Genomic DNA, 25,232 nt, shown 5'->3' with positions numbered 1-25,232 from the left:
GGGGGGATGGGGGAAAATAGTATTATTTATTGTCAGGCTGACGGGATTTCTTCTGGTGAGGCGGATATACAAACCTGATGGGGAGTATCATTATGGTGTATTGTTCAGTCGGTTCGGACAGTTTTTTTATCAGCAACTTCTTCTTCAGGAACTCGCGAACAAAAGGATAGCACCTGCGGGTTTGTTCATCTTCAGGTAGTTTACCCAGATAATCGATCGTTTTTTTTTCCTGCCCGATAAGCACTTTTATGACCGTAAAACTATCGATCTTCGCGGCTTTATTAATAAAGATTTTCACCATCAGCTTGTCTATACTGCCATCGTTAAGACTATCAGGAAACCATATTGCGGCATTGCTGTACTGCACATCGAATCTTATAGGATCAAAATAACAGCCTATTATACTGGTATCACCGGTAGCCGGAATGGTTTGGGCGCAAATGCGCCGCAAAGAAATGAAACAAAATATTGTGAGAAGAATTGCTTTCATATTTTTTATCTCCATTAAAAGATGCACCTGTGGTATTTTTCCATAACACTCCGACGCATACTTTTTATATCAGCTGCACAAAAAATAGCAGACAACCTGTAATACACTGTATTTTTACATACCATTAAGCGTTCCGTTTACTATTTATTCTGAAGGACAATCAGCACTACATTACAGACCTATTTGAAATGAAATTATATTTAACAGATCAGCAAAAAAACTTCCCGCAATACCTTCGCTTTTTAAAAGGGGAAAGGGTAATGCCTTATATCAAAGAACAGCTGACGGAGAAAATAAGTGTTATCGCATTAGATATGCATAAGCACCTTGCAGACGTCAATTTAAACACGCTGTTTGACTACAATATCTTTCCGGATAATATTATGCATCACTACGCGCAATGGAAGGAGGAGAACAGAAGGATGCAGGTGGGTGATACCATTGTTCAACAGGTCTACCTCCCTCCTGTAAAGTCATTTTCTCAGAAAATAATTTTTGGTGTAAGGGTGAATGAAATAATAGATCAACAGGATAAAAAAGGATTTAGTTATGAGACCCTGAATGGCCATGTCGAGAAAGGCATTTCTACATTTACGGTAGAACAGGGGGAGCATCAGCAACTGACCTTCAAAATTCACACCTATTCAGCTCCCGGTAATCTATTAGCCCGTATACTTGGTCCGGTATTCTCTATCCCTTATCAGACGTTTTGTACAAAGAGCGCACTGGCGCATGTAAAGAGACATATTGAAAAGGAAAATGGAAGCAATTAGAGAAACGATATAAGCCCCGCTATGTAAAGAGTATTACTCTCCATATTTACTGACATTTACGCTATCTTCAACGTCACGAGCACTATCAATTTGCTGTTTAGTGCCGATAAAAAAAAGTTCATAGTCAACGGCTTCTTTTGTATCCTTATAACTTGTACCAGCCCGGCTACAACATGCCTGCAATGTATCTTTTTTAATATCCTTGTTTTCTAACTGGTAAAACACAGGTATCCTGTTCGGGCCATCGGCATAAAAATATTGCGGTATACCGATCCACCCTTTATTAAAACCAAATTGAGTTTTCAATATTCCGTTTGATGGAATTTCGTAAACTCTTTTTCCTCTTTCATATCTGGGTGGCGTTCCTGTCTTTTGGTTAAGTATTATATAAACCGCTCCGGTATAATTCTTAGGCAGGATGTATATCTCTTCTTCACCCCTATCACATGCTACAAAAGCAGACAGGCATAAAAACAATACAAACTGTACAATGCCTATTTTTCTTTTCCTCTGTCCCAATTTGTTGTTATCTGTTCGTTTCATTGTTGAATAATATATGTTTCGTCGCCTTGATTTACGCTTGCAAAGGCACTCCTTATCGAATCCTATTACCCAGAGGCGGTCATCGCATCACCTGCAATAATTTTCCGGCTTAATTAGACTGATAGTGTTGATTTAATAGCTCCGCAACCCAGCAGTCATTATTCAATGTCGCAAATGGTATATACCTGGACCAGCATGCTTCGCCATCTCTGAATTCAGTTATGGTAAAAGCTTTTAAATTGACGCCCAGGCTTTCATCAACCCGTATATCAGCAAATGCATTTCCGTATGATAGTCCAGAAATATTCCTAATTACTTTCTGCATTTTCCAGGTATGAAAAAACTTTTCATATACGTACAGGCAAATGTTGCAACTGTCTGTTACATCCAATACCAACGCACGGTCCTTAATGGGATCAGTTGATATTTTCATCTCAATGACAAAGGCTTTCGCAAGCGTTTGAAAATGTGTCATCCGTATTTTATCCAGAAGTGCACACCTTCCCTTTACGACATGTTCCGGAAGCTCATTTATACCATTATTAAACACTAAAAGATCCGAGTATAGAGAGACTACGTTCTTATTATTCTTCTGTTGAAAAATAATATCAAAAACTGTCAACGCATTCCAATGCCGGGAGCATGGTTCATCATTTAATGCAAATAAGCTTTGAAGTAGTAAAATCCATTTAATCATATTGGGCAAAAAGGCGTTTCTGTAAAAAAAATCTGGTAATTAATAGCCTCCTGAAAGACTAATGCTATCATTATTTAAACTGAGCTCACACTTAAGCACCAAATAAACATGCCATCAGATACAAAAAAAATAATAATGTCGGCATAGACATCATCACATTAAAGTCAGTACATATGGCGCCCCATTTCCTTTTTTCCCGGTAAGTATCTACCAATACCCCTGATGAGTAATACAAGCCTGCAAAAAAGAGTGGGAATAGCACAAAGTAAGTAATTACTGCATTTGCATTGTGATATCGGTCAAGTAGTCCGAACCGGTTTATCAATAAATACTTCAAACCTATTACAGGGACGACACACAAAGAAAATATTGCTCCAATTCTAAGCTTCTTCCGTTTTGATTCTTCCATTGTATTTATTATTGATTAAATAGGTCTTATCATGCTATTCCTTACTGAGCAGCTTTTACTTCGCTATATTCTTCTGTGGACAAAGACATCTTCCTCCTAAACCTGATCAGTACAAACGGCCAGCACACACCCAGTATCCAGTAGCAAGACCACGGAATAAGTAAAAAGAGCGGATACTTCAGCCAGTCAGGAGAATACAAAAAGCCGCGCCAGATGCAGGCGTAAAAAGCGAACACCTTGAGTACCGCAAATGCGATCTCTTTAGGGCCTTCGATGTACTGGTAGTTCTTTTTCGTGATCCTTGTCCAGTACTGGTAAAGCAGCACACCTGCGCCTATGGCATATAAAATGGCCTGAAGCGTCTGCAGCTCAGGAAAATATATTTCCAGAAAAACAGGTGCTCCTGAGAGGATAATTAATAATACAGTAAATACTTTCTTCATGTTAAAGGAAATGCTTGTGATATGTTAATCTATTCCCAAGATAGTAATGAGGGAGTCCAGCCGCCGTACCCTGGCTTTTCCGACGAACGCTTTTAATGCCCCAGACGGGGCGGAACAAATTCAGGTCCTGTATCAGGCATATTATTCCCAAAGAATTCCGCATCGTTCATCACTTCAAATTGATCAGGCAGCATGTATGGACTTTACAATTTTTAATATTTGAAAATACCATTCCGACCTCTTGCTGAAACATTTTGACAAAATATGGCTGTCATGGTATTTTCAACTTTTTGTTGCTGATCATCAATCGGCTTGATAAACATATCATACCTGTGATGCCTAATTCTTTGTAATCAATTCAACGAATATCGCCCCTATCCACGAAAGCCCTATCAATATACAAACCCATCCCGCGCGCCTTTGCTGAAGCCTGAAACGCAACACCCCACCTACCCCTATCAAGACAGGTCCGCTTAGAAAGACCTGTATAAATGCATGCTCCGGCAGTAATGGAAAGACATCCTGCATTGTCTCAATGTCCTGTAACATGTATAATAAAATAGGATAGGCCATTATTGCGGCAATAGCATATATGGCAACTAAAACTGGCTTCTGTACAGCAGTTATCATGACGATGAATTAACTATTCAATTGTAAATGGTTTGAAAAACGAATGTTTCTTTCGGGTATAGCGATTACTCGTTGTTACGCTTACGAACAAATGATACGCTAAAAATACATTTATTTTCTATCACCGGAAATGATACCCGAATCGCAATTTCAGCGAACTACCCGATGGCGTATTACGGATTGCCAGCACATCGTACAATAAGGCAATATTTCCTTTTAATTTCGTGTTTACCTTATATTTCATGCTCATTCCCAATAAGGCGCTCTCCTGCCACCCGGACCAATTATTAAACCTGTCCGTATGCCGGGCTACTGATACATGATTCTCTTCAAAACCTCCATTGACAAAAAAAATCCCTTTCAGCTTCCAATCCACATATGCCCTCACCCCGACGCCCTGATGGCTGATCTTAATAGCATTCCATCCCTCCCCCAATCCCAATTTATAAGCAACGCCAATACCTATCGTACCGTTTCTATGAAACCGGTACCCTATCTGTCCCGCAATATCAGACATGGCAGGATAGTAATTACCCGACCGCTGAAACTGTATATTACCTCCTATTTCCAATCGCTGTAACAGGCTTTTCGTCTTCATCGGATCGGGTCTGAAATCAGGCATATCTGCTGTATTATCAAGGTCCGGGATTTTCTCTTTCAGTTCATTCAACTGCCCCCTGGCCTCTTCCAGCTGTTGTGCCACTACCTGTCTGCCGGCAGGATCATTGCCTAGCCTTTGCTGTATGAACTGCGCTACCTGCGAACGGGTTTGTAATCCTTCAAGGTTGGCATTAGCTGCTGTCTGATTAAAAAACGCGGCTATCTCCGTATGCTTCTGCAGAAAATCACTAAACGCAGGTATCGTACGCAGCACCGCCAGGGCCTTTCTTTCGGCCTTCTTTTTGTCTTTTGATAATGTCTTATACTCATTCAGCTGCTGCGTGTAGTAATAAGCGGTTTTACTGATCTGCTGCAGGTCTTTAGAGAAACCGGCATACTTCACCAGCCGTTGTTGCAGCAGCTGCTTATGCATCCGGATATATGCCCTTACCTGGCCGGCGTGTTGCAGCTGCACTTCCAGAGAAGCGACACTGGCGCTTACTGCCGGTAATTGCTTCCTGTCAAATCCTGGTAATGCGGTTTCCTCCCGCAGGAACCGCAGGATACCCTGAAGACTGTCCAGATAAACGTCGATCTCACAGGAAGCATTTGAGGCCTTCCGCATCTCTCCTGTCTTGCGTCTTTCCAGCTCACTCATCGCATCTGTAAAGATGTTATCCGCAGCTACGCTATCCATCCTGTGTAAACGGGCTTTCATTCTCCGCTCCTGTTTTAATAAGCGGTCAAGCACTTTGTTTGTCCGCCTGTTGACCAGCCGGGCCATACGAGCTGTTTTCTTTTTAACAACGGACAGGTATCTACCTGATAATTGCTGCCGCTTTTGTACGCGACTGTCTGCGGATACGTTCATCGTATCCGCATGGTTAACTGGAACAAGGCTATGCAGGCTCACTACAAGCATACCTACAACAAATCCACTAGTCATAAAGTCTAAGCTGATTTTGATAAGTTAACAAACACGATGGGCAAACAAACAGGTATAGTACGGTCAACTTTTACAAAAGCCATGTAGCAGGAGATGCTACATTTGCCGTATCACTTAAAGGTAAGTATGTTTTCAATACAAAAATCAATGCACGCCTTTTTCTTCCGCCTGGTATAACCAGATCTGTGCAAGATCCCAGTCTTTCTCAACCCGTGTTCCATAATAATAGCAACGACCTACTTCATAAATCGCCTGCGCATTGCCTGCTATAGCGGCATGCAGATAACATGCAAATGCCTGTTTCTTTGTCCTTCTCTATGCCGGCGCCTTTCTCATAACAAATAGCCAGATCATACCAGGCGTCTGCATAATTTCTTTCTGTCGCCTGTAATAAAAAGGCAACTGCGCGCTTCCTGTTCTTCTTCACATATCGTCCATGTATAATGAAAAAAAGCCCGCCAGAATACGTCCGGCAGGCTTTATATTTCAATCTCAACAAACTACAAATTTCCTTTCTTCAGTTCCTTCACCGCATAGTCGCAGGCTCTTGCCGTCAGCGCCATGTAGGTAATAGAAGGGTTCTGACAGGCGGAAGAGGTCATACATGCGCCATCCGTAATAAATACGTTCTTAGCGGCATGTACCTGGTTCCATCCGTTCAGTACGGAAGTCTTCGGATCACGTCCCATACGGGCCGTACCCATTTCATGGATACAATGTCCCGGAGGCGGCATGCTGTCATACGTACCGACATTTTTCAGACCGGCCGCTTCCAGCATTTCCTTCGCACTGGCTGCCATATCCTTACGCATCGCCAGCTCGTTCTCTTTGAACTCGCAGTCAATATCCAGTGTCGGCAGACCGTACTTATCTTTCTTATCCTTATTCAGGGTTACTTTATTCTCATAATAAGGTAAATGCTCACCCCATGAACCGATTCCAAAGCTCCAGTTACCTGGTTCTGACAACGATTCTTTCAGGGATGCACCCACTCCGTCAAATGATACACCACGACCGCGTTCTGCGCCGCCCTGGTAACCAAAGCCACGTACATAGTCTTTTTGTGTGGTGGCTGTATTGATGTTACGGAAACGCGGGATATAGATACCGTTAGGTCTGCGTCCGCTACTATAATACTGGTCCTGGAAACCATCAAACTCTCCACCGGCGCCAACGCCATAATGGTGGTCCATCAGGTTATGCCCTACCTGTTCGCTGTCATTACCAAAACCATTGGGGAAACGGCTGGAGACAGAGTTCAGGAGAATAGAAGCAGTACCTAAAGTAGAGGCATTCAGGAAGATAATATCTGCATAGTATTCAACCGTCTGCATGGTGTGCGCATCGAGGATCTTCACACCGGTTGCCTTGCCCTTCTGATCATCATAGATCACTTCCAGTACAATAGAATCAGGACGGAGGGTCATATTGCCAGTCTTTGCAGCTGCCGGCAGGGTAACGCCGTTACTGCTGAAGTAACCTGTAAAAGGACATCCGCGGTGACAAAGATTACGGTACTGACAAGGTCCCCTGTCATGGTGTTTCTCTGTCACGTGTGCCACACGACCGATCGTCATGATACGATCTTCGTAACGTTCCCTGATCCTTGCTGCCACATGTTTTTCCAGGCAGTTCATTTCCATTGCCTTCATGAATTTACCATCCGGCAATTGCGGCAGTCCTTCTGCCTGACCGCTGATACCGATATACGTTTCCACGTAATCATACCAGGACTCAATATCTTTATAGCGGATAGGCCAGTCAACACCGAAACCATCTTTTGCATTGGCTCCGAAGTCAATATCGCTCCAACGGTATACCTGTCGGCCCCACATCAGCGAACGGCCGCCTACATGATATCCGCGCAGCCAGTTGAATGGCTTTACCTGATTGTATGGATTTTCTTTGTCATTGACCCAGTATTGCTGGGAAGATTCATCAAAGGCATAACACTGACTCTGGATCGGATAGTTTTCCTTTTGTTCAAGTGTGCCTGATAAACGGTGCGGGAACTCCCACGGCGCTTTCATAGCCGTCGTATAATCCTTGATATGCTCTACGTTACGACCACGCTCTAATACCAGGGTTTTCAGCCCTTTTTCGCTTAACTCTTTGGCTGCCCAGCCACCACTGATGCCCGAACCAACTACAATGGCATCATAGGTGTTTTCTTTCTCCGCTCTAATGTTGAGATGCATAGTATAAAAATTAAATCAGGGAATGACAGACCGCCAATCTGTTATTAGCGGTCCCTCAATTCCCTGATCTATGTCTGATTAAATATTTCCTTTCTTCATTTCCTTCACAGCATAATCTACCGCTCTTGCCGTCATCGCCATGTAGGTCAGTGACGGGTTTACGCAAGCTGCGGAAGTCATAGACGCACCATCGGTCACGAATACGTTCTTCACAGCATGCATCTGGTTCCAGCTATTGAGGATAGAAGTCTTAGGATCACGTCCCATACGGGCAGTACCCATTTCATGGATCGCCATACCTGGATATGAACCATTGTCGTAAGTTCTGATATCTTTGAATCCGGATGCTTCCAGCATTTCTGCAGCATCGTTCATCATATCCTTACGCATCTTCATTTCGTTCTCTTTGAATTCAGCGTCGAACTTCAGTACTGGTTGTCCCCAGTCATCCTTCACGGAAGTATCCAGTGTCACCTTATTATCTTCATAAGGCAGACATTCACCGAAACCACCCAGTCCCATGCTCCAGCTACCTGGTTCAGACAGCATATCTTTAAAATCTTTACCTACACCCATTTCTGCGATACCACGCGCCCAGCTGCCACGGCTTGCGCCACCCTGGTAACCGAAACCACGGAGATAATCACGTTTGTCGCTACCGATGTTTCTGTAACGCGGGATATAGATACCGTTTGCACGGCGGCCGAAGAAGTATTTATCATCAAAACCTTCTGCACGACCGGAAGCACCTGTACGGAAGTGATGGTCCATCAGGTATTTACCCAGTACGCCACTATCATTACCCAGACCATTCTGGAAACGGTTGGAAATGGAGTTCATCAGTACGAAGGTGGTACCCAGTGTAGAGCCGTTTACGAAGATCACTTTCGCATAGTATTCGGTCATCTGCTTGGTATGCTTGTCAATCACCTTTACACCTGTCGCCTTACCCAGTTTTTCGTCATAGATCACTGAGTTAACGATGCTGTCCGGTCTGAGGGTCAGATTGCCTGTCGCCATTGCAGCCGGCAGTGTGGAAGACTGCGTGCTGAAGTAAGCGCCAAACGGACAACCACGGCTACACAGGTTACGGAACTGACACTGTGTACGGCCAGGTAATGGCTTGGTGATATTGGCTACACGTCCCATGGTGATCCTGCGATCCGGGAATGCTTTTTCAACTTTTGATTTCAGGTCTTTCTCCACACAGTTCATTTCCATAGCGGGCATGAACTGGCCATCCGGCAATTGTGGCAATCCTTCTGCCGCACCACTGATACCTGCAAATTTCTCTACATAGTCATACCAGGGCGCCAGGTCCTTGTAACGGATCGGCCAGTCAACAGCGATACCATCTTTCAGGTTGGCTTCAAAATCAAGGTCACTCCAGCGATAGGACTGACGGCCCCACATAATGGATTTACCACCCACGATATCAGGACGATACCAGTCAAAACGCTTTACTTCATTATATGGACTCTGAGAGTCGTTGATCCAGTATTTTTCGTTGTGTTCACTATATGGATAATCGCGGCTCAGTTTAGGATGCGTTTCACGCTGATCTACTGTTATACGGCCACGATGCTTAAATTCCCAGGGATCTTTTGTTGCAGTTTCGTAATCCTTAACGTGTTCAAGTTTCTTTCCCCTATCCAGCATTAAAACTTTGAGACCTTTTTCGGTGAGTTCTTTTGCAGCCCATCCACCGCTAACACCGGAGCCTACCACAATCGCATCGTAGGTATTCTGCTCCTGAGCTTTCGTATTCAAATTCATGGAATTCTTGTTTTGTTGTTGAGACTATAATTCTTCCTACACGCCGGCGTACTTATACCGCCCATGCTTTCTCCCCTTTGGTATAAGGGATGCAGCCTTCGTATTTACCAGGTACCGGTATGTAACGCAGTGCTTTGGTTGCGCCCGGTTCTGAGGTGAAATAACCGGTCAGGGTCAGTTCTTTCAGGATCTGGAAATAATGGGTAGGATCGCCTTCCTTCTTGTTATCACGTTTATTGTAGTCAACACGCTCCTTATCAATTGCCGTCAGCACAGTCGTTTTCTCTTCCGCAGACAGGTCTACAAACGATTTCTTAAATTGTTTCTGACTAGCATCATCGATCTTCTTCAGCCCTTCCAGGACAACTTTCTGGTCTTCCGGCTTATAGCAATCATTCAGCATCACAACAATAAACTCATCCACCTTAGCGGCTTTAGCCCCTGGCGTACTTGTTTCCGGGATGATCGTCTCTGCTATTTCGGCCAAAAAACTCTTGGTCTCAGGCGCCTGTAGTGCATAATTATCAGGGCCTTTCGGGTTACAGCCCTCAAGGGCTGATAACGTGGACGCGGAAATTGCGCTACCCAGCAAAAGGGCAACGTTCCGGATGGCTTCTCTTCTATTCATAATAGTAAATTGATTTGACCTTTCGCCCTAAGTTTCGAAAAAAAAATGACTTTTCATAAAAAAATAATTAAATGGAAGGTTAAAATCCTAAAATGTAAGAAAACGAAAGGGCGTCCGCCTCTTCGGTGAACGCCCTTTCTATCCATTTTGTTGAGAAAACTACATAATATACTTTCCTTTTTCATCTACCAGTACAACCGGCAGCTTGTGATGGGCCTCGAAATAATCGTAGGCATATTTCAGGTCCACCCAGAATTTTTCGGAAGAATTGTCTTTCAGGGTGAAATTACCCAGGTACTCCATGGAGCGTATATTGCCAAACTTCACCGGGAATACGTGTACAGGAATAAAATCCTGGCCCGAATTCTTTGCGTTCACCGCCATTACATACACTTCCTCGATAATATCGTCTGTCAGCGGTATACAACCGATGGTCAGACAGCTACCGTGGATATAGATCTCGCCACCTGGCTTTTTAGGGTCGCTGAGGATCTTATCCGCAAAGTTTGGGTAGTTGAGACCCAGCGACAGGTGATAGCTGCTATTCGGGTTAAAATCATTGATATAGTAAAACCCTTCCGGTACCTGTCTATCCCCTTCCTTACGTTTTGGCCCCATTTTACCTGACAGGGTACAGACGCGGTAGGATTTAAACAGACGGAAAGTATCGGAAGCCTTATTCTTCACCCAGATCTCCAGTTCACTATCCAGCTTAAAGGAACGTATGAAGATATACTTCGCCGGATAGGTCAGCCCCTTTTTCTGGAACTCCTCTTTAAGTTGCTCTTCCTTATCTCTGTAGGCAGTTCCTACTTTCGGAAACATCTTCTGGTTATCCAGAAATGACTGCTGCATCTGCTGGGCCTGCACTTTTCCCATTCCCAGCAGCATTAAAACTGCTAAAACGACCTGCTTCATAGATATTTTAACACAATTTTACAAGTTCACATTTTCAGAAATCTACCTTCCCGGAGCATTTTGTACCGGTTGCATGTTGAAAGTCCAATATGCAAGAAAGAGCAATAACAGGGAAAAAAGCGCGTAAATGATCATCCCTACCTTCCGGTTGGCGAAGCGCAAAATATAGTGGCGCTGGCCCTGGTAGATCAATACAGCTGTTATCATCTGAAAAATTCCTCCCAGCAAAAATAATACTCCGAACAAAGTTTGTACTCTCATAAGTAAACGATCTCTTATGCAAATTATTTTAAATTCCTGAACATTTCCAATACCATGAAAGGACCAAATAAGGAGAGACGGAAAAGTGTCGCTGACAGGTTCTGCTATTCGGAAGGGTGAAAGTGTATTGTTCCGCAGGCTGGTCAGAAGTTCTGCGCAAGAGCTGATTCGTAGTAAAAAGCAGCTTTTTCTTTGCCGCAGCAACAGGTATAGCAGGGCGAACAGAAGGTTAACATCGTTATAGACGTCCGGTTATTGAAAATAACAATTTCAGCAGGAAACAGGCATAACAAACAATGGCTTCAATTGAAATAACTCATTAACACTAAAATAAAAGGGATACTACATCCGGAATGCGCTCAACAGGCATTCCGGATGTGAGCTGATTTATTTTACAGGTTGCCTCTCAGCGCCTGTTCTCTCTCTATGGATTCAAACAGGGCTTTGAAATTACCTTTACCGAAAGATTTAGCACCCTTACGCTGGATGATCTCAAAGAATACAGTCGGACGGTCCTGTACAGGTTTCGTAAAGATCTGCAACAGATATCCTTCATCATCGCGGTCAACCAGGATACCCAGTTCCTTCAGCGGCAGCAGGTCCTCATCGATCTGTCCTACCCTATCCAGCAATGTGGCATAGTAGGATTCTGGTACTTTCAGGAACTCAACCCCTCTGTTCTGCAGATCGGTCACTGTCTGGATGATATTGTTAGTAGCGATCGCAACGTGTTGTACACCCGCACCACGATAGAAATCCAGGTATTCTTCGATCTGGGATTTCTTTTTACCTTCTGCCGGTTCGTTGATCGGGAATTTCACACGGCCATTGCCATTGCTCATTACCTTACTCATCAGTGCAGAATATTCGGTAGAGATGTCTTTATCGTCAAAGGACAGCAGATTGCGGAAGCCCATCACCTGCTCGTAGAAATCTACCCAGGTATTCATTTCATTCCAACCCACGTTACCCACGCAATGATCTACATATTGCAGACCGGTTTCGGTTGGCTGATAAGCCGGATTCCATGCTTTATAACCTGGCAGGAAGGGGCCGTTATAGTTCTTACGTTCGATGAACAGGTGTACCGTATCGCCATAGATGTGAATACCGCTGCGTACGATGGAACCAAATTCATCTTCTTCCGTAACAGGCTCCAGGTATGGCTTTGCACCTCTTTTAACGGTTTCTTCGAATGCAGCACGTGCATCATCCACCCACAGCGCCAGTACTTTTACACCATCTCCGTGTTCCAGGATATGCTGTGCGATCTCGTTCTCAGGATTCAGTGGTGTGGTCAGTACAAAACGCAGTTTATTCTGTACCAGTACATAGGAAGCACGATCTTTCACACCTGTTTCCGGACCGGCATAAGCCAGTGACTGGAAGCCAAATGCGGTTTTATAATAATGAGCAGCCTGTTTGGCATTACCCACATAAAATTCAACGTAATCTGTACCATTTAATGGTAAAAAGTCCTGCGCATTAGCAGGGATGGCCGAAACGGCAGCATCTGTAGTTGTATGCATGATGGATTGGTTTTAGAAAACAGAAAGTTTTGGTGTATGAGTCGATGGTTTTTGACTATACGTTATAGTATGATAAAACAATGCTTCATCGCATTGCAGAAATGACAGGTAGAACCACTAAAATGGGCGCGGAAAAACGAATAAAGTAAACTGGAAAATAAAAATAGAAACGCCCGTAAAGGCAGTATCATACCTGCGCTCAGGAGCGAGCGGAATCCATTGCCAGCGTAGCCATCAGAAAATAGTACTTTCTGTGACGCTGATCGGAAATCTTATGGTATGTATGCAGGTGAAGCATAAATTAGTTGCTAATGCAATATTAGTATTTCAGAATATGAAATCCAAATAAATATTCAGGGGAAACAAGGACTGATAAATCGTTTTGCTTACTTCCGGATATACTTTCCGAAATAGTCAATAAACCTGTCGTTACCATAATCAGCAGCCCCTTCCTGCCGGTATACGATCTGCCCTTTTTTGTTGATGATAAGGGTAGTGGGAATAGATTTGCCCAATAGTTCTTCAGGTATCCGGCTATCTGCCACATATACGGGCAGTTCATACTGTTGCTTATCGATGAATCGTTTTGCCTTTTTGTAGTTGCCGTCTGTATCTACGGTCAGGAAGACCACATTTTTATCCGCCTTATACTGTTTGTATAATGAATTGATCGATGGCATCTCCGCACGGCACGGCGGGCACCAGGTAGCCCAGAAATTCAGGAACACTACTTTCCCTTTTAGTGATGACAATGTAAACGTCTTCCCCTCTCCATCTGCGAAAGCCATATCCGGCGCCATTTTACTGTCCGGCGCCACTTCTTCGGGTACGCCCGGCTGGAACAGTCCGACCTTCATCAAACCCTGCATAACAGCCGCCTTCACCGATGGATTTACCAGCATCAGCACCAGGAATACGGTCATAGCAGCCGTACTTAAATTTGATAAAGAAAATAAACGTTTCCAGCCCATAGATCAGTCGTGTTTAGACAGTAAAATTACGAATTTTCAGAGGTAACCTGTCCGCAGCTGTTCATTTCTGCGGAAAATACGGTTAACACAGGTAGCATAACATATACAATGAGCACAATATGCTTTCAGATGACAACCAGCTGTATAAGTCTTTGATCATAATTCTGAAACGTTCTATCTATCCTTTCCGACGCAGGACAAAGGGAGGGTAAATATAGTCTGACTAAGAGAAAACTATCGTATCCCAAAAATACTATTTATAGTGACCGTTCTTTTTCTCTCCGATAAAATAAATTAGTAAGTAAACAAACGTTTACTTACTTTTGTACTGTCAGAAGGATAAAAGACATTGTCATGAGACCAAAGAACCTCGAAAAAGAAGAAGCGATCCGCTCTATAGCGTTACAGATCATTGCAGAGGAAGGACTGGAAAATCTGAGTATGCAAAAGCTGGCAAAGGCGGCGAATGTATCTCCTCGTACTATCTACATTAAGTATGAGAATAAAGAAGACTTTCTCATCAAACTGTTTATTGATGAAGTGATCGGGTCCTATGAAAAAGCCGTTCTGGAAAAATTCGATCCGGAAATGCCTTTCGCAGAAGGCGTAAAAAGACTATGGGCCAATGCTTTCCGCTACTTTAAAGAAAATAAACATTACTATGCGCTGATGCAGTATGGTAAATCCTCTCCCCTGCTCAATAAAGCCTACCAGGAAAGAGGCATCAGGCAAGGCGACTTCTTTGCCCCTGTTCACAGCTTCCTCTCGTTTCATGTGAAGGAAGGTACGATCATAAAACTCCCCATGGAGGCACACAGGGCATTATTATTTGCGCCACTCTTCGATCTCATCAATGAATACTTCGAACATACACAGCGGCCTAAACAAGTGATCACTGATAAAGTACTGGCAGATTGCTGCGAAGCAGTGATAAAAGGTTTGCTGAAATAAACAAATAGCATTCAAACCACTTCGTATGAACAACATTAAAAACAAAAAAATTGCTATCGTCGGCGGTGGCCCGGGTGGCCTTACCCTCGCGAGAATCTTACAGATGCGTAACGCAGACGTTACCGTATATGAACGAGACATAAACAAAGACGCCAGAGCACAGGGCGCTACACTCGACCTGCACCATGAATCTGGTCTCAGGGCATTGGAAGAAGCAGGTCTGATGGACGCTTTTAAAGCTAACTTTCGTCCGGGTGCCGACAACATGCGTATCATCGATCAACACGGTACTATTCTACTGGAAGATAATCACAACGAAGAAGGACCTGTAGAAGCCTACCGCCCCGAAATAGACCGTGGACCGTTAAAGAAAATATTGCTGGAATCCCTGCATCCGGATACTGTTGTATGGGATTGTCAGTTCAGTTCCCTTACCCCCTTCAATGAAGGCTGGCAATTGCACTTTAAAGACGGTAAAACCGCTTATGCAGATATCGTTATTGCTGCGGATGGTGCTAACTCAAAAATACGCCCCTATATCACGCCAATACGCCCTTTCTATTCCGGTGTAACCGCCGTTGAAGGTGCTGTATATAATTCCGAAAAGAACAGTCCGCGGATACATGCATTACTGAATGGCGGCAAGATCTTCAGTATGGGTGATGAAAAAACGCTGATCGTAAGCTCTAAAGGAGATGGTAGTCTTGTCTTTTACCCCAGCTGCAAAACAACGGAAAACTGGACACAGGAATCTGGTATCGACTTCGCAGACAAAGCACAGGTACTTTCCTGGTTCAAAGCAAGCTTCACCGGCTGGAGTCCGATATGGGAAGAACTGTTTGAAAATGCAACAGGTCCTTTTATACCAAGACCTTTGTACTGTATGCCTTTTGATCAGACATGGGAAGCATTACCCAACCTGACGATGCTGGGAGACGCGGCACACCTGATGCCACCTTATGCAGGAGAAGGCGTTAACATGGCCATGCTGGATGCATTGGAACTGGGACTTTGTCTGACCAGTGAAAATTATCCTGATACCCACAGCGCGATCGCCGCATATGAACAGGCAATGCGTGAACGAGCATCCGCTACTGCACAGATGACGATGGACTCTACTAACGCTCTTCACTCACCGGAAGCGATTCCATTCCTCATGCAGATCGTCAGCTGATGTTTAAAAAGTATTTTTCTTCTCCAGCTCAGGTAATACCTCGTCAATCCGTTTAGCCAGTTCAGGTAATTTGATAGTCGGTACCGCCGGAAACAGATGATGTTCCAGATGATAGAACATGCTGAACGTGATCTTATTCTTCCAGCCACCACGTTGTGTCCTGGCTAGTTCAGGATGCTCGTCGGTATCATGGTGCACCGTCCATACGGCGAAGAAGGCCATCAGGAATTCTCCGAAGACCATCACGATCACATGATACATCAGGAACGCGATGTTAAAATAAAAAACGAAAAAAGCAAACGCTGCTATTGCGGCTAACTCGGCGATCACATTTCTTACGTATTTTTTGTTGCCAAGCTGTAAGGTTACCTTATGGATGAGAAACATATGCACAGGGCCATACAGGATAGCGCCGTACCAGCTCATACCGGCGGACTTACCTTCGTAATCCTCTTCTGACAAACAATACTTATGATGCCTGATATGATTGAACTTAACCGCATGAATAGAAGCCATCATCAGCACACTATTGGAGAAGAGCGTAAACCAGGTCAGGAACTTATTCGTGCCAAGTGAGTTGTGAAAACCATTATGTACCTGTCGTAATCCCGTCAGAAAGAAGAAAGCTGAACACGGCAACGCCAGTGCGTAATAGCCGAAATAAGCCAGTAACCAGGAAGAAAATAACCAGGGTAAGGTGAGATTATTTTCAATCAGCATTTCTCTTATTGAGAGATCTTTGAGATCTTTCCATGCTACCTGTTTAACGATTTCTGCATGTGTCATGTGGAAGGAGTTTTGTATAGGTAACTCAAAAGTACAGATCATATGAAACAGGCATATGATAAAAGTCAGTTCTGCGAAAAAAGCAACCATTTCATGTGAAGCCAGACCTTCTCATACGAAGAAGGGCCGTCACACCTATCGTGGACGGCCCTCTTTTTCTTCACTGTTCAATTGACCTGTAACAGTTATTTATTTTCTATACCAGTTGGAGCTGGTATAATCTGTCATTGATAAATTTGATCTCTTCAGCACTCAGTTTCACATTGATTGCTCTGGCATTCTGGATGGCCTGTTCTGCGTTACGTGCACCTACCAGTGCAACTGTAATGCCAGGACGTTCAATTGTCCAGCGGATAACCAGCTGCGCCAGTGATACGCTTTTGCTTTCCGCCATGGGTTTGATCTGATCCAGGAAAGCGTTGATACGGTTCAGGTTATCTGTCTGATAAAATTTAGAGCCCGCACGGGTATCACCTTCCCCAAAATGATGCCCCGGTTTTATCTTACCGGAGAGCAGTCCCCGCTGTAACGGACTATACGCCAGGATCGCTTTTTTGTTTTCAATACAATAAGGCACCAGCTCATTCTCTATCGTTCTTTCCACCATGCTGAAAGGCACCTGATTCGAAGCGAGTTTAAGCACCGCATCTGCTTCCTTCATCTGTGCTACATTATAGTTGCACACACCAGCCTCGCGGATCTTTCCCTGCTCCTTTAAACGCAAAACGGCTTCAAATGTTTCATCGATAGGTGTTGTTACATCCGGCCAGTGAATCTGTAAGAGATCAATGTAATCTGTACCCAGTCTCTTCAGACTATTCTCACATTCCTCCATCACACTTTCCTTACCTGCGTATTTGTAAATATCGATCGGATTACCTGCATTATCCTTACTGTTGAAAGCGAGTGAACCCTTCGCCAGATCCCAGCGCATACCGAACTTCGTCAGGATCTGCACCTTCGTTCTGTCCAGTCCTTTCAATGCTTCACCGGTCAGCTCTTCACTCAATCCCTGTCCATAGATCGGAGCCGTATCGATTGATGTCACACCCTCGTCTATAGAGGCGTGGATTGCTCTTACAGCATCATTTGCCTCAGTACCTCCCCACATCCAACCACCAATCGCCCATGCGCCGAATGTAATGGCAGATACCTTCAGATCACTTTCTCCTAATTGCCTGTATTCCATATTTATTCTGATTTTCTGTTTATATTAAAATTACCCTATCCTGCCGAGCCCCCTTTACTACGAATTAAGATAGTAATCGACCCCATGGCACAGATTTAGTGCCACTTTTTAAAAACAAGTATATGACAAATATCAAACAGGGACAAGCATCCAGCGACAAACACAGCGATAAAGACCATCCTCATGGACATATTTCAAAGGATGGCAGGAAAGAAGACGATGACGCCATCTATTTACAGCCGGACGAAAACAATACTTTACAAACGCCGGAAGAGTATGCAAAAGATAAGGGGAAACGACCTGAAGATGGTGGAGATGAGATCAGTGTGAATACGGAAGAATGAGACGCTGTTACGAATTAAGAATCGGTGGCAATAACATTATGCCAGATAACATCCGATATCAATAAAATACGGGGAGCCTCAATAGCTGAAGCGCCCCGTATTTGGTATTTTATCTTAAAAAGATCGTCTGCAACGATCTTCACTGCATTACAATCCTACTCCGCCCAACTCATCGTATAACGCTCATCTTCTATCTCCAGTGCTTCCTGAGTGATCTGCAGCGGATGGAAAGTATCTACCATCACTGCCAGTTCTTTTGTTTCCTTCGCACCTATACTCTTTTCTACAGCACCTGGATGCGGACCATGAGGAATACCTCCGGGATGCAATGTGATCATACCTCTGGTCACATGTTTACGGCTCATAAAATCACCATCCACATAATACAGCACTTCATCACTATCAATGTTGCTATGATTATATGGCGCGGGGATCGCCTGCGGATGGTAATCAAACAAACGCGGACAGAAAGAGCACACCACAAAATTATGTCCTTCGAATGTCTGATGCACCGGAGGTGGCTGGTGTATGCGACCGGTGATAGGTTCAAAGTCATGAATAGAAAACGCGAAAGGATATTCGCAGCCATCCCATCCTACCACATCAAAAGGATGATGTGCATAATGGATCGGATACATGATACCTTTCTTTTTGATGCGGATCAGGAAATCACCTGCTTCATCAATTGTTTCCAGATTTTGTGGCTGGCGAATATCACGCTCACAATAAGGGGCGTGCTCCAGCAATTGTCCATACTGGCTGAGATAACGTTTTGGATAACGAATCGGACTGAAGGATTCTACGATGAACAGCCTGTTATCTGTACTGGTGAATTTTATCTGGTAAATAGTCCCTCTTGGTACCTGCAGATAATCTCCATAACCAAATGGCAGCTGTCCGTATTGCGTATGCAATACACCAGCCCCTTCATGTACGAAGATCAGTTCATCCGCATCTGCATTCTTGTAAAAGTAATCAGTCATGCTTTGTGTGGGCGCAGCCAGGGAAATATGACAGTCACTATTCACCAGCACTGGTTTTCTGCTTTTCAGATAATCGGCTTCCGGCTTGATATTGAATCCCTGAAAACTACGGTGCTTCAGCATCTTCTCTTCCGCTACACGGGGAGCGACACTATAAGGCTCATCCACTTTGATAATTTCGGTGGGCGGATGACAATGATAGAGCAAGGTGGAGTTGGAAGAAAAGCCTTCCGTTGAAAATAACTGTTCAGAATACAATGTGCCGTCTGGCTTACGGAATTGCGTATGACGTTTATGAGGAATGTTCCCTAGTTTATGATAATGCGGCATGATGGATGGTTTTTCAGTCCGTTACCCGGGGTAACAGACCGTGGAATATTGAATGACAATTTTGTGACAATAAGATGTTTTGGCGACTTGTTTTCTGTCAGCTACGGAGATGCAAACTGTAAAATAAGGAGACAGGTACATACCCTGGTGCTGACAGGTATGCAGGACGGTAAAAGTCCGGGAAAGTCCTACCGGCTAACGATTCCCTCCAGCAGGAAGCAGTACTTCCAGCGGCGCTTATCTATATAATATGTGAAATTGCGGAAATAAGGCATGTCCAACGTGGTTAAGACAAATATAGCAATAATAGGGGTTTGACACACGAATGATGGATCAAGTCCACCACTAAGCCGTCGCTTCTTTTGTGCTTGTTCGTCTGAAAGCCCTGCTGGCCCTTATCCATGCACCCGGACAACAGTGCGTGCCTATTGAAAACCAATATTATTGTCCTGTTCCGCCCGTTACCCGAAATTTTTCTCAAATTACCCCGCCTAATTTTAAATAATTTCAAAACTTTGACAATTCATTTGTTAATCCAAAACTAATTCCAGACTTTTGTTAGCGAAAAGTAAATTGTTCCAAATAGTGCTACCAATAGTTACATACTTCACTTCTGCATCTCGCACCATCTCCGGCGCGGGTATCAGCACTATTACAATTACATCTATTACAACCCCAGTGCGGGGTTAAATTTCACATATCATCCAACGACCACTCAGGTGGTACACCCGGTAAAGGGATCTGGCATTTTTACGTATTAACATTCTTCTCACATGCAAGTATTAAAATTCGGCGGAACTTCCATGGGAAGCGCCCAGTCAATAGAACAGGTATGCAATATCATCCGTAACAAGAAACCCAACGGACGCTTTACCATTGTTGCTTCTGCCATGAGCGGCATTACTGATAAACTGATACAATGTGGTCAGCTGGCAGGACAAGGACAGGAACAATATAGAAACGTATTGGAAGAAATCGAATCCAGACACCTGGACACCATTCGTACCCTCTTCCCTATCACTGTACAAAGTGGTATCATCAGCCAGGTAAAAAAACGCCTGAATACCCTGGAAACCCTCTGCGATGGGATCTTCCAGGTGGGTGAACTGAGCGCAAGGTCGCTGGATAAGATCATGAGTTTCGGGGAACTCGTCTCCTCCTATCTGCTGGCGGAAAAGCTGAAGTCTACCGGACTCAATGCCGTTTGGAAAGATAGCCGTGAACTGATCGTTACTGATAATAACTTCGGCAACGCTGCGGTGAATTTCCTTGCGACCAATCACCAGACTGCCCAATACTACCAGCAACAGACTGCTGATTTCTTCGTACTGCCAGGTTTCGTATCTGCGACTTCTGACGGAGAAACCACTACGCTTGGTCGTGGCGGTTCTGACTATACTGCTGCTATTGTCGCTGCCGCACTGCATGCGGAAGTACTCGATATATGGACTGATGTAAGTGGTATGATGACTGCTGATCCACGCATGGTATCACAGGCTATTCCGATCCCGCACATCAGTTATGAAGAAGCGATGGAGCTCTCCCACTTCGGTGCGAAAGTGATCTATCCGCCTACCATACAACCTGTAATGGATAAACGTATCCCTATCTGGATCAAAAATACTTTTGCACCGGATGATTATGGTACACTGATACACTCTCAGGAAGGTGATGGCCGTGTGTACCCCGTAACCGGTATCAGCGGTATCCAGAAAATAGCGCTGCTTACACTGGAAGGTAGCGGCATGGTGGGTATACCGGGTTTCTCCAAACGTCTCTTCGAAGCACTGCTCAGCGAACGTGTGAACGTGATCCTCATCACACAGAGTTCTTCTGAACACTCAATCACCGTTGGTATCCACGAAACAGATATGCTGAAAGCAAAAACTGCGGTGGATAGCGAGTTCTCCCAGGAGATCCTGGAAAAACGCATCGAACCACTGATCGTGGAAAGAGATATGAGCATCGTTGCTGTAGTAGGTGATAACATGAAAAATCATCACGGCACCAGCGGTAAACTCTTTGCTGCACTGGGTCGTAATGGTGTGAATATACGCGCGATCGCACAGGGTTCTACTGAAAAGAACATCTCTGTAGTGATCAATAAGGGAGATGTTAAAAAAGCGCTGAACGTTATACATGAAGCCTTCTTTGAAGAACCACTGAAACAGGTGAACGTATTCATCGCAGGTGTGGGTAATGTAGGCGGCAAACTGCTGGAACAACTGAATCAGCAGCATAAATTCCTGATGAACGAACTGGGTCTGCACGTACGTGTAACCGGTATCGCCAACAGCCGTAAGATGGCCTTTGGTCATGAAGCGATCAACCTGGCTGACTGGAAAAATGTACTGGAAGCAGGTGAAGCATCTGACATGGTCGCTTTTGCCAATAAGATCAAATCACTCAACCTTCGTAACAGTGTATTTGTTGATAATACTGCCAGTAAAGAAGTAGCGGCTACCTACGGTGAGTTCCTGCAACATGGTATCTCTGTAGTGACCTGTAACAAGATCGCCTGCTCTTCTGATTACGCTTATTATAAGAGTCTGAAAGACCTGGCGCGTAAATACAATGCTTCTTTCCTGTTTGAAACCAATGTTGGTGCAGGTCTGCCGGTGATCAACACCCTGAATGACCTGATCCGCAGCGGTGATAAGGTAAACAGCATCGAAGCAGTATTGAGTGGTAGTCTCAACTTCGTCTTTAATAATTTCGTCAACGGTGCTTCGTTCCGTACGGTAGTAAAAGCCGCACAGGATGAAGGTTATACAGAACCGGATCCACGTATAGATCTGAGCGGTGTGGATGTGATGCGTAAGATCCTGATCCTCGCACGTGAGAGCGGTATGAAGATGGAACTGGAAGATATCACCAATCATTCCTTCCTGCCGGAAGAAGCACTGCATGCACCTTCTGTAGATGCTTTCTACGAGCAGCTGGACGTTCATGCCGGTCATTTCCTGGCATTACGCGAAAAGGCCGATGCGGAAGGTAAACGCCTGAAGTTCGTAGCCCGCTATGAAAATGGTAAAGCGTCCGTAGGACTGCAATCTATCGCACCGGATCATCCTTTCTTCAAACTGGAAGGAAAAGACAACATCGTACTTTATACCACCAACCGTTATTCGGAACAACCACTGATCGTGAAAGGCGCCGGTGCGGGAGCAGATGTAACGGCTTCCGGTATATTTGCTGATATCATCAGATCAGCGAGATAAAATCAATTAAGAATTAAAAATTAATAATTAAGAATTGGTGGTTACAAGTATCAATAAGACCCGAATAACTCAATTCTTACGGCTTAATTCTTAATTCTTAACTCTTAATTTTTAATTAAAATTTTGTTCCCTATGGACAATGAAAGCATAAGAGTATTTGCACCTGCCACTGTCGCCAATGTGGCCTGCGGTTTTGACGTAATAGGACTGGCTATGGATGCTCCCGGCGATGAAATGATCATGCGTAAAAGTGACAAACCAGGTGTAACCATTACAGCGGTACACGGCGCATCACTTTCTACTGATCCTGCACAGAACGTATGTGGCGTCGCTATTCAGGCGCTGTTGCAGAAGTATGGTCAGCCGGATGTTGGTATAGAATTAGAACTCTTCAAAAATATTCCTCCGGGTAGTGGCATCGGCTCCAGTGCTGCCAGTTCTGCGGGTGCTGTCGCAGGCGCCAACCATCTGCTGGGTAATCCGTTCACACCTAAACAGCTGGTACGTTTTGCCATGGAAGGTGAAAGACTGGCCAGTGGTGCTGCACATGCGGATAACGTCGCTCCTGCTATCATGGGTGGTTTTACACTGGTAAGAAGTTATAAACCGCTTGATATTACCGGTCTGCACACACCGGCTGATCTGTGGGTAACCGTGATCCATCCGCAGATAGAAGTAAAAACTTCTGATGCCCGTGAGATCCTTAAACAAAAAGTACTGATGACCGATGCCATCCGTCAGTGGGGTAACGTAGGTGCACTCGTTGCGGGTCTTTATCAGGAAAACTATGATCTGATCAGCCGTTCACTGGAAGATGCGATCGTAGAACCTGTACGTGCGATCCTGATACCTGCTTTCTACGAACTGAAAGTAAAATGTAAGGAAGCAGGTGCATTGGGTGGTGGTATCTCTGGTTCCGGTCCTTCTGTATTCATGCTGAGCAGAGGCGAGGAAGCTGCCCGTAAGGTAGCTGCTATGATGGACACGGTATATGCGCCGCTGGGCGTGGATTATAAGATCCATGTATCGCAGATAAACAGGGAAGGTGTGAAAATTACAAAAGCGTAAAGTCTAATGAAATATTTCAGTCTACAGAATAAACAACACGTTGTATCTTTTGAAGAAGCCGTAGTACAGGGTCTCGCACCTGATAAGGGATTATATTTTCCTGAGCGTATTCCGGCTTTTGACAAAACATTCCTCAACGATATCGTTCATAAAAACGACCTCGATATTGCCTACGCAGCGATACAGCCATTTGTAGGAGAAGAAATTCCCGAAGCTACTTTAAGGCAGATCATTGCAGATACGCTTAGTTTTCCTTTTCCGGTGGAGAAAGTAGAAGGCAATGTATATTCCCTGGAACTTTTCCACGGTCCTACCCTGGCATTTAAGGATGTCGGCGCACGTTTTATGGCCGGTTGCCTGGGTTATTTCAGAAGAAATGATAGCCGTCCGGTAACGGTACTCGTAGCCACTTCCGGTGATACCGGCGGCGCTGTTGCCAACGGTTTCTATAATGTTCCCGGTGTACGTGTAGTGATCCTCTACCCTTCCGGTAAAGTGAGCACGCTACAGGAAAAACAGCTGACCACACTCAATGGCAACATCACGGCACTTGAAATAGACGGCACGTTTGATGATTGTCAGCGGATGGTGAAAACGGCATTCCTGGATGAAGCATTGCAATCGCATGTGATGCTGACCAGTGCCAACTCCATCAACGTTGCACGCTGGCTGCCGCAGATGTTCTATTATCTGCTGGCATACAAACAACTCAGCGCTGCGCATCCTGATATCGTATTCTCTGTGCCAAGCGGCAATTTCGGGAATATCTGCGCAGGTATGATGGCAGCGGCGATGGGTCTGCCGGTAAAACATTTTGTGGCCAGTACCAATGTAAATGATACAGTGCCAAGATTCATGCAAACCGGCGCGTATACACCAGGTAAAGCGACTGCTACCCTCTCCAATGCGATGGATGTGGCTGATCCGAGCAACTTTGTCCGTATCCTTGAATTATTTGCAAACAGTTTGCCGGCACTGAAAGAGAAGCTGACGTCTGTTTCCTTCAACGATAAAGATACCGCAGCTACGATGGAACAGGTCTGGAAAGACCACCAGTATATGCTGGATCCACACGGCGCGGTAGGTTACCTCGGCCTGAAACAGTATTTGCAGACGGCAGGTCTGGATACAAATACTGCCGGTGTATTTCTGGAAACAGCGCATCCGGTTAAATTCGCAGATACCGCTCCGGCGTCTCTGCAGGATAAGATCGTGACGCCTGACAGGGTAAAGTCCCTGTATGACCTGGAGAAACAATCCGTACAACTTCCGGCCGAATATGACGCATTAAAACAATGGCTCATGGCCAATTGATCCGGCATGCAACAGACGATCAATCAGGATGGCTGTCCCGCTGTTAGCGGACAGCCATTC

22 protein-coding genes are annotated in these 25,232 nt (G+C 44.7%); 7 read left to right on the top strand and 15 right to left on the bottom strand.

All coding sequences use genetic code 11. The annotated features are described in order from the left end of the window. Positions 1-22: 22 nt before the first annotated feature. Positions 23-367 (bottom strand): hypothetical protein, encoded by a 345-nt coding sequence (locus tag BMZ72_RS29975; RefSeq protein WP_143087819.1) that lies wholly within the window; start codon positions 365-367, stop codon positions 23-25. Between the two features lie 311 nt (positions 368-678). On the opposite strand from BMZ72_RS29975, the gene BMZ72_RS29970 reads away from it, so the two are divergent. After that, positions 679-1,263: a DUF1990 family protein gene (locus BMZ72_RS29970; RefSeq protein ID WP_089814103.1), complete on the top strand. Its 585-nt coding sequence runs from the start codon at positions 679-681 to the stop codon at positions 1,261-1,263. A gap of 33 nt (positions 1,264-1,296) precedes the next feature. Here the strand turns inward: BMZ72_RS29970 and BMZ72_RS29965 are convergent, their stop codons facing one another. The 11 genes from BMZ72_RS29965 to BMZ72_RS29900 all read right to left on the bottom strand — a co-directional run bounded on the left by BMZ72_RS29965 (position 1,297) and on the right by BMZ72_RS29900 (position 13,764). Further along, the gene (locus BMZ72_RS29965) at positions 1,297-1,806 is read right to left on the bottom strand and encodes a DUF6843 domain-containing protein (protein WP_089814101.1); all 510 of its coding nucleotides are present in this window, start codon (positions 1,804-1,806) and stop codon (positions 1,297-1,299) included. A gap of 109 nt (positions 1,807-1,915) precedes the next feature. Next, on the bottom strand, positions 1,916-2,503 hold the full coding sequence (locus BMZ72_RS29960; RefSeq protein ID WP_089814099.1) for a hypothetical protein: 588 nt from the start codon (positions 2,501-2,503) through the stop codon (positions 1,916-1,918). Positions 2,504-2,953: 450 nt separating this feature from the next. Continuing rightward, positions 2,954-3,355 carry a hypothetical protein gene (locus tag BMZ72_RS29950; protein ID WP_089814096.1) on the bottom strand — a complete coding sequence of 134 codons (402 nt, stop codon included), beginning with the start codon at positions 3,353-3,355 and terminating at the stop codon, positions 2,954-2,956. A 751-nt stretch (positions 3,356-4,106) separates the two neighbouring features. Further along, positions 4,107-5,531 carry a hypothetical protein gene (locus tag BMZ72_RS29940; protein WP_255373332.1) on the bottom strand — a complete coding sequence of 475 codons (1,425 nt, stop codon included), beginning with the start codon at positions 5,529-5,531 and terminating at the stop codon, positions 4,107-4,109. A gap of 241 nt (positions 5,532-5,772) precedes the next feature. Further along, positions 5,773-5,958, bottom strand: a complete 186-nt coding sequence (locus BMZ72_RS29935) for a hypothetical protein (protein WP_143087818.1) — start codon at positions 5,956-5,958, stop codon at positions 5,773-5,775. A gap of 73 nt (positions 5,959-6,031) precedes the next feature. Then, complete coding sequence (locus BMZ72_RS29930; RefSeq protein WP_089814089.1) at positions 6,032-7,729, bottom strand: GMC oxidoreductase; 1,698 nt, start codon at positions 7,727-7,729, stop codon at positions 6,032-6,034. A 78-nt stretch (positions 7,730-7,807) separates the two neighbouring features. Continuing rightward, a complete protein-coding gene (locus tag BMZ72_RS29925) occupies positions 7,808-9,505 on the bottom strand; it encodes a GMC oxidoreductase (RefSeq protein ID WP_089814087.1) in 1,698 nt (565 codons plus the stop codon). A gap of 52 nt (positions 9,506-9,557) precedes the next feature. Beyond that, positions 9,558-10,133 carry a gluconate 2-dehydrogenase subunit 3 family protein gene (locus BMZ72_RS29920; protein WP_089814085.1) on the bottom strand — a complete coding sequence of 192 codons (576 nt, stop codon included), beginning with the start codon at positions 10,131-10,133 and terminating at the stop codon, positions 9,558-9,560. Positions 10,134-10,292: 159 nt separating this feature from the next. Continuing rightward, positions 10,293-11,051 carry a L,D-transpeptidase family protein gene (locus BMZ72_RS29915; RefSeq protein WP_089814082.1) on the bottom strand — a complete coding sequence of 253 codons (759 nt, stop codon included), beginning with the start codon at positions 11,049-11,051 and terminating at the stop codon, positions 10,293-10,295. 653 nt (positions 11,052-11,704) lie between these two features. Then, positions 11,705-12,841 (bottom strand): 4-hydroxyphenylpyruvate dioxygenase, encoded by a 1,137-nt coding sequence (gene hppD / locus BMZ72_RS29905; protein ID WP_089814078.1) that lies wholly within the window; start codon positions 12,839-12,841, stop codon positions 11,705-11,707. 386 nt (positions 12,842-13,227) lie between these two features. After that, positions 13,228-13,764 (bottom strand): TlpA family protein disulfide reductase, encoded by a 537-nt coding sequence (locus BMZ72_RS29900; RefSeq protein ID WP_255373331.1) that lies wholly within the window; start codon positions 13,762-13,764, stop codon positions 13,228-13,230. A gap of 402 nt (positions 13,765-14,166) precedes the next feature. Between BMZ72_RS29900 and BMZ72_RS29895 the strand changes: the two genes are divergently transcribed. Then, a complete protein-coding gene (locus BMZ72_RS29895; protein WP_089814074.1) occupies positions 14,167-14,763 on the top strand; it encodes a TetR/AcrR family transcriptional regulator in 597 nt (198 codons plus the stop codon). Between the two features lie 25 nt (positions 14,764-14,788). Further along, the gene (locus BMZ72_RS29890; RefSeq protein WP_089814072.1) at positions 14,789-15,937 is read left to right on the top strand and encodes an FAD-dependent oxidoreductase; all 1,149 of its coding nucleotides are present in this window, start codon (positions 14,789-14,791) and stop codon (positions 15,935-15,937) included. 3 nt (positions 15,938-15,940) lie between these two features. On the opposite strand, the gene BMZ72_RS29885 is transcribed toward BMZ72_RS29890, so the two are convergent. Both BMZ72_RS29885 and BMZ72_RS29880 read right to left on the bottom strand, forming a co-directional pair. Then, on the bottom strand, positions 15,941-16,723 hold the full coding sequence (locus tag BMZ72_RS29885) for a fatty acid desaturase family protein (RefSeq protein WP_089814936.1): 783 nt from the start codon (positions 16,721-16,723) through the stop codon (positions 15,941-15,943). Positions 16,724-16,919: 196 nt separating this feature from the next. Further along, positions 16,920-17,912 carry an aldo/keto reductase gene (locus BMZ72_RS29880; protein WP_089814070.1) on the bottom strand — a complete coding sequence of 331 codons (993 nt, stop codon included), beginning with the start codon at positions 17,910-17,912 and terminating at the stop codon, positions 16,920-16,922. Positions 17,913-18,034: 122 nt separating this feature from the next. On the opposite strand from BMZ72_RS29880, the gene BMZ72_RS29875 reads away from it, so the two are divergent. Then, positions 18,035-18,256: a hypothetical protein gene (locus BMZ72_RS29875; RefSeq protein ID WP_089814067.1), complete on the top strand. Its 222-nt coding sequence runs from the start codon at positions 18,035-18,037 to the stop codon at positions 18,254-18,256. A 155-nt stretch (positions 18,257-18,411) separates the two neighbouring features. Here BMZ72_RS29875 and BMZ72_RS29870 read toward each other — a convergent pair whose 3' ends face one another. Next, entirely contained in the window at positions 18,412-19,569 is a 1,158-nt protein-coding gene (locus BMZ72_RS29870) for a homogentisate 1,2-dioxygenase (RefSeq protein ID WP_089814065.1), read from the bottom strand. A 773-nt stretch (positions 19,570-20,342) separates the two neighbouring features. Here BMZ72_RS29870 and thrA point away from each other — a divergent pair. From thrA to thrC, 3 genes are all read left to right on the top strand, one after another. After that, positions 20,343-22,790, top strand: a complete 2,448-nt coding sequence (gene thrA / locus BMZ72_RS29865) for a bifunctional aspartate kinase/homoserine dehydrogenase I (protein WP_089814063.1) — start codon at positions 20,343-20,345, stop codon at positions 22,788-22,790. A 132-nt stretch (positions 22,791-22,922) separates the two neighbouring features. Further along, complete coding sequence (locus tag BMZ72_RS29860) at positions 22,923-23,858, top strand: homoserine kinase (RefSeq protein ID WP_089814061.1); 936 nt, start codon at positions 22,923-22,925, stop codon at positions 23,856-23,858. A gap of 6 nt (positions 23,859-23,864) precedes the next feature. Then, positions 23,865-25,172, top strand: coding sequence for a threonine synthase (gene thrC / locus BMZ72_RS29855; RefSeq protein ID WP_089814059.1), 1,308 nt, complete (start codon positions 23,865-23,867; stop codon positions 25,170-25,172). Positions 25,173-25,232 lie beyond the last annotated feature (60 nt).

Origin of the sequence: Chitinophaga sp. YR627 (assembly GCF_900114995.1) — a bacterium.
GTDB lineage: Bacteria > Bacteroidota > Bacteroidia > Chitinophagales > Chitinophagaceae > Chitinophaga.
This window is presented reverse-complemented; position numbering and strand designations above follow the sequence as displayed.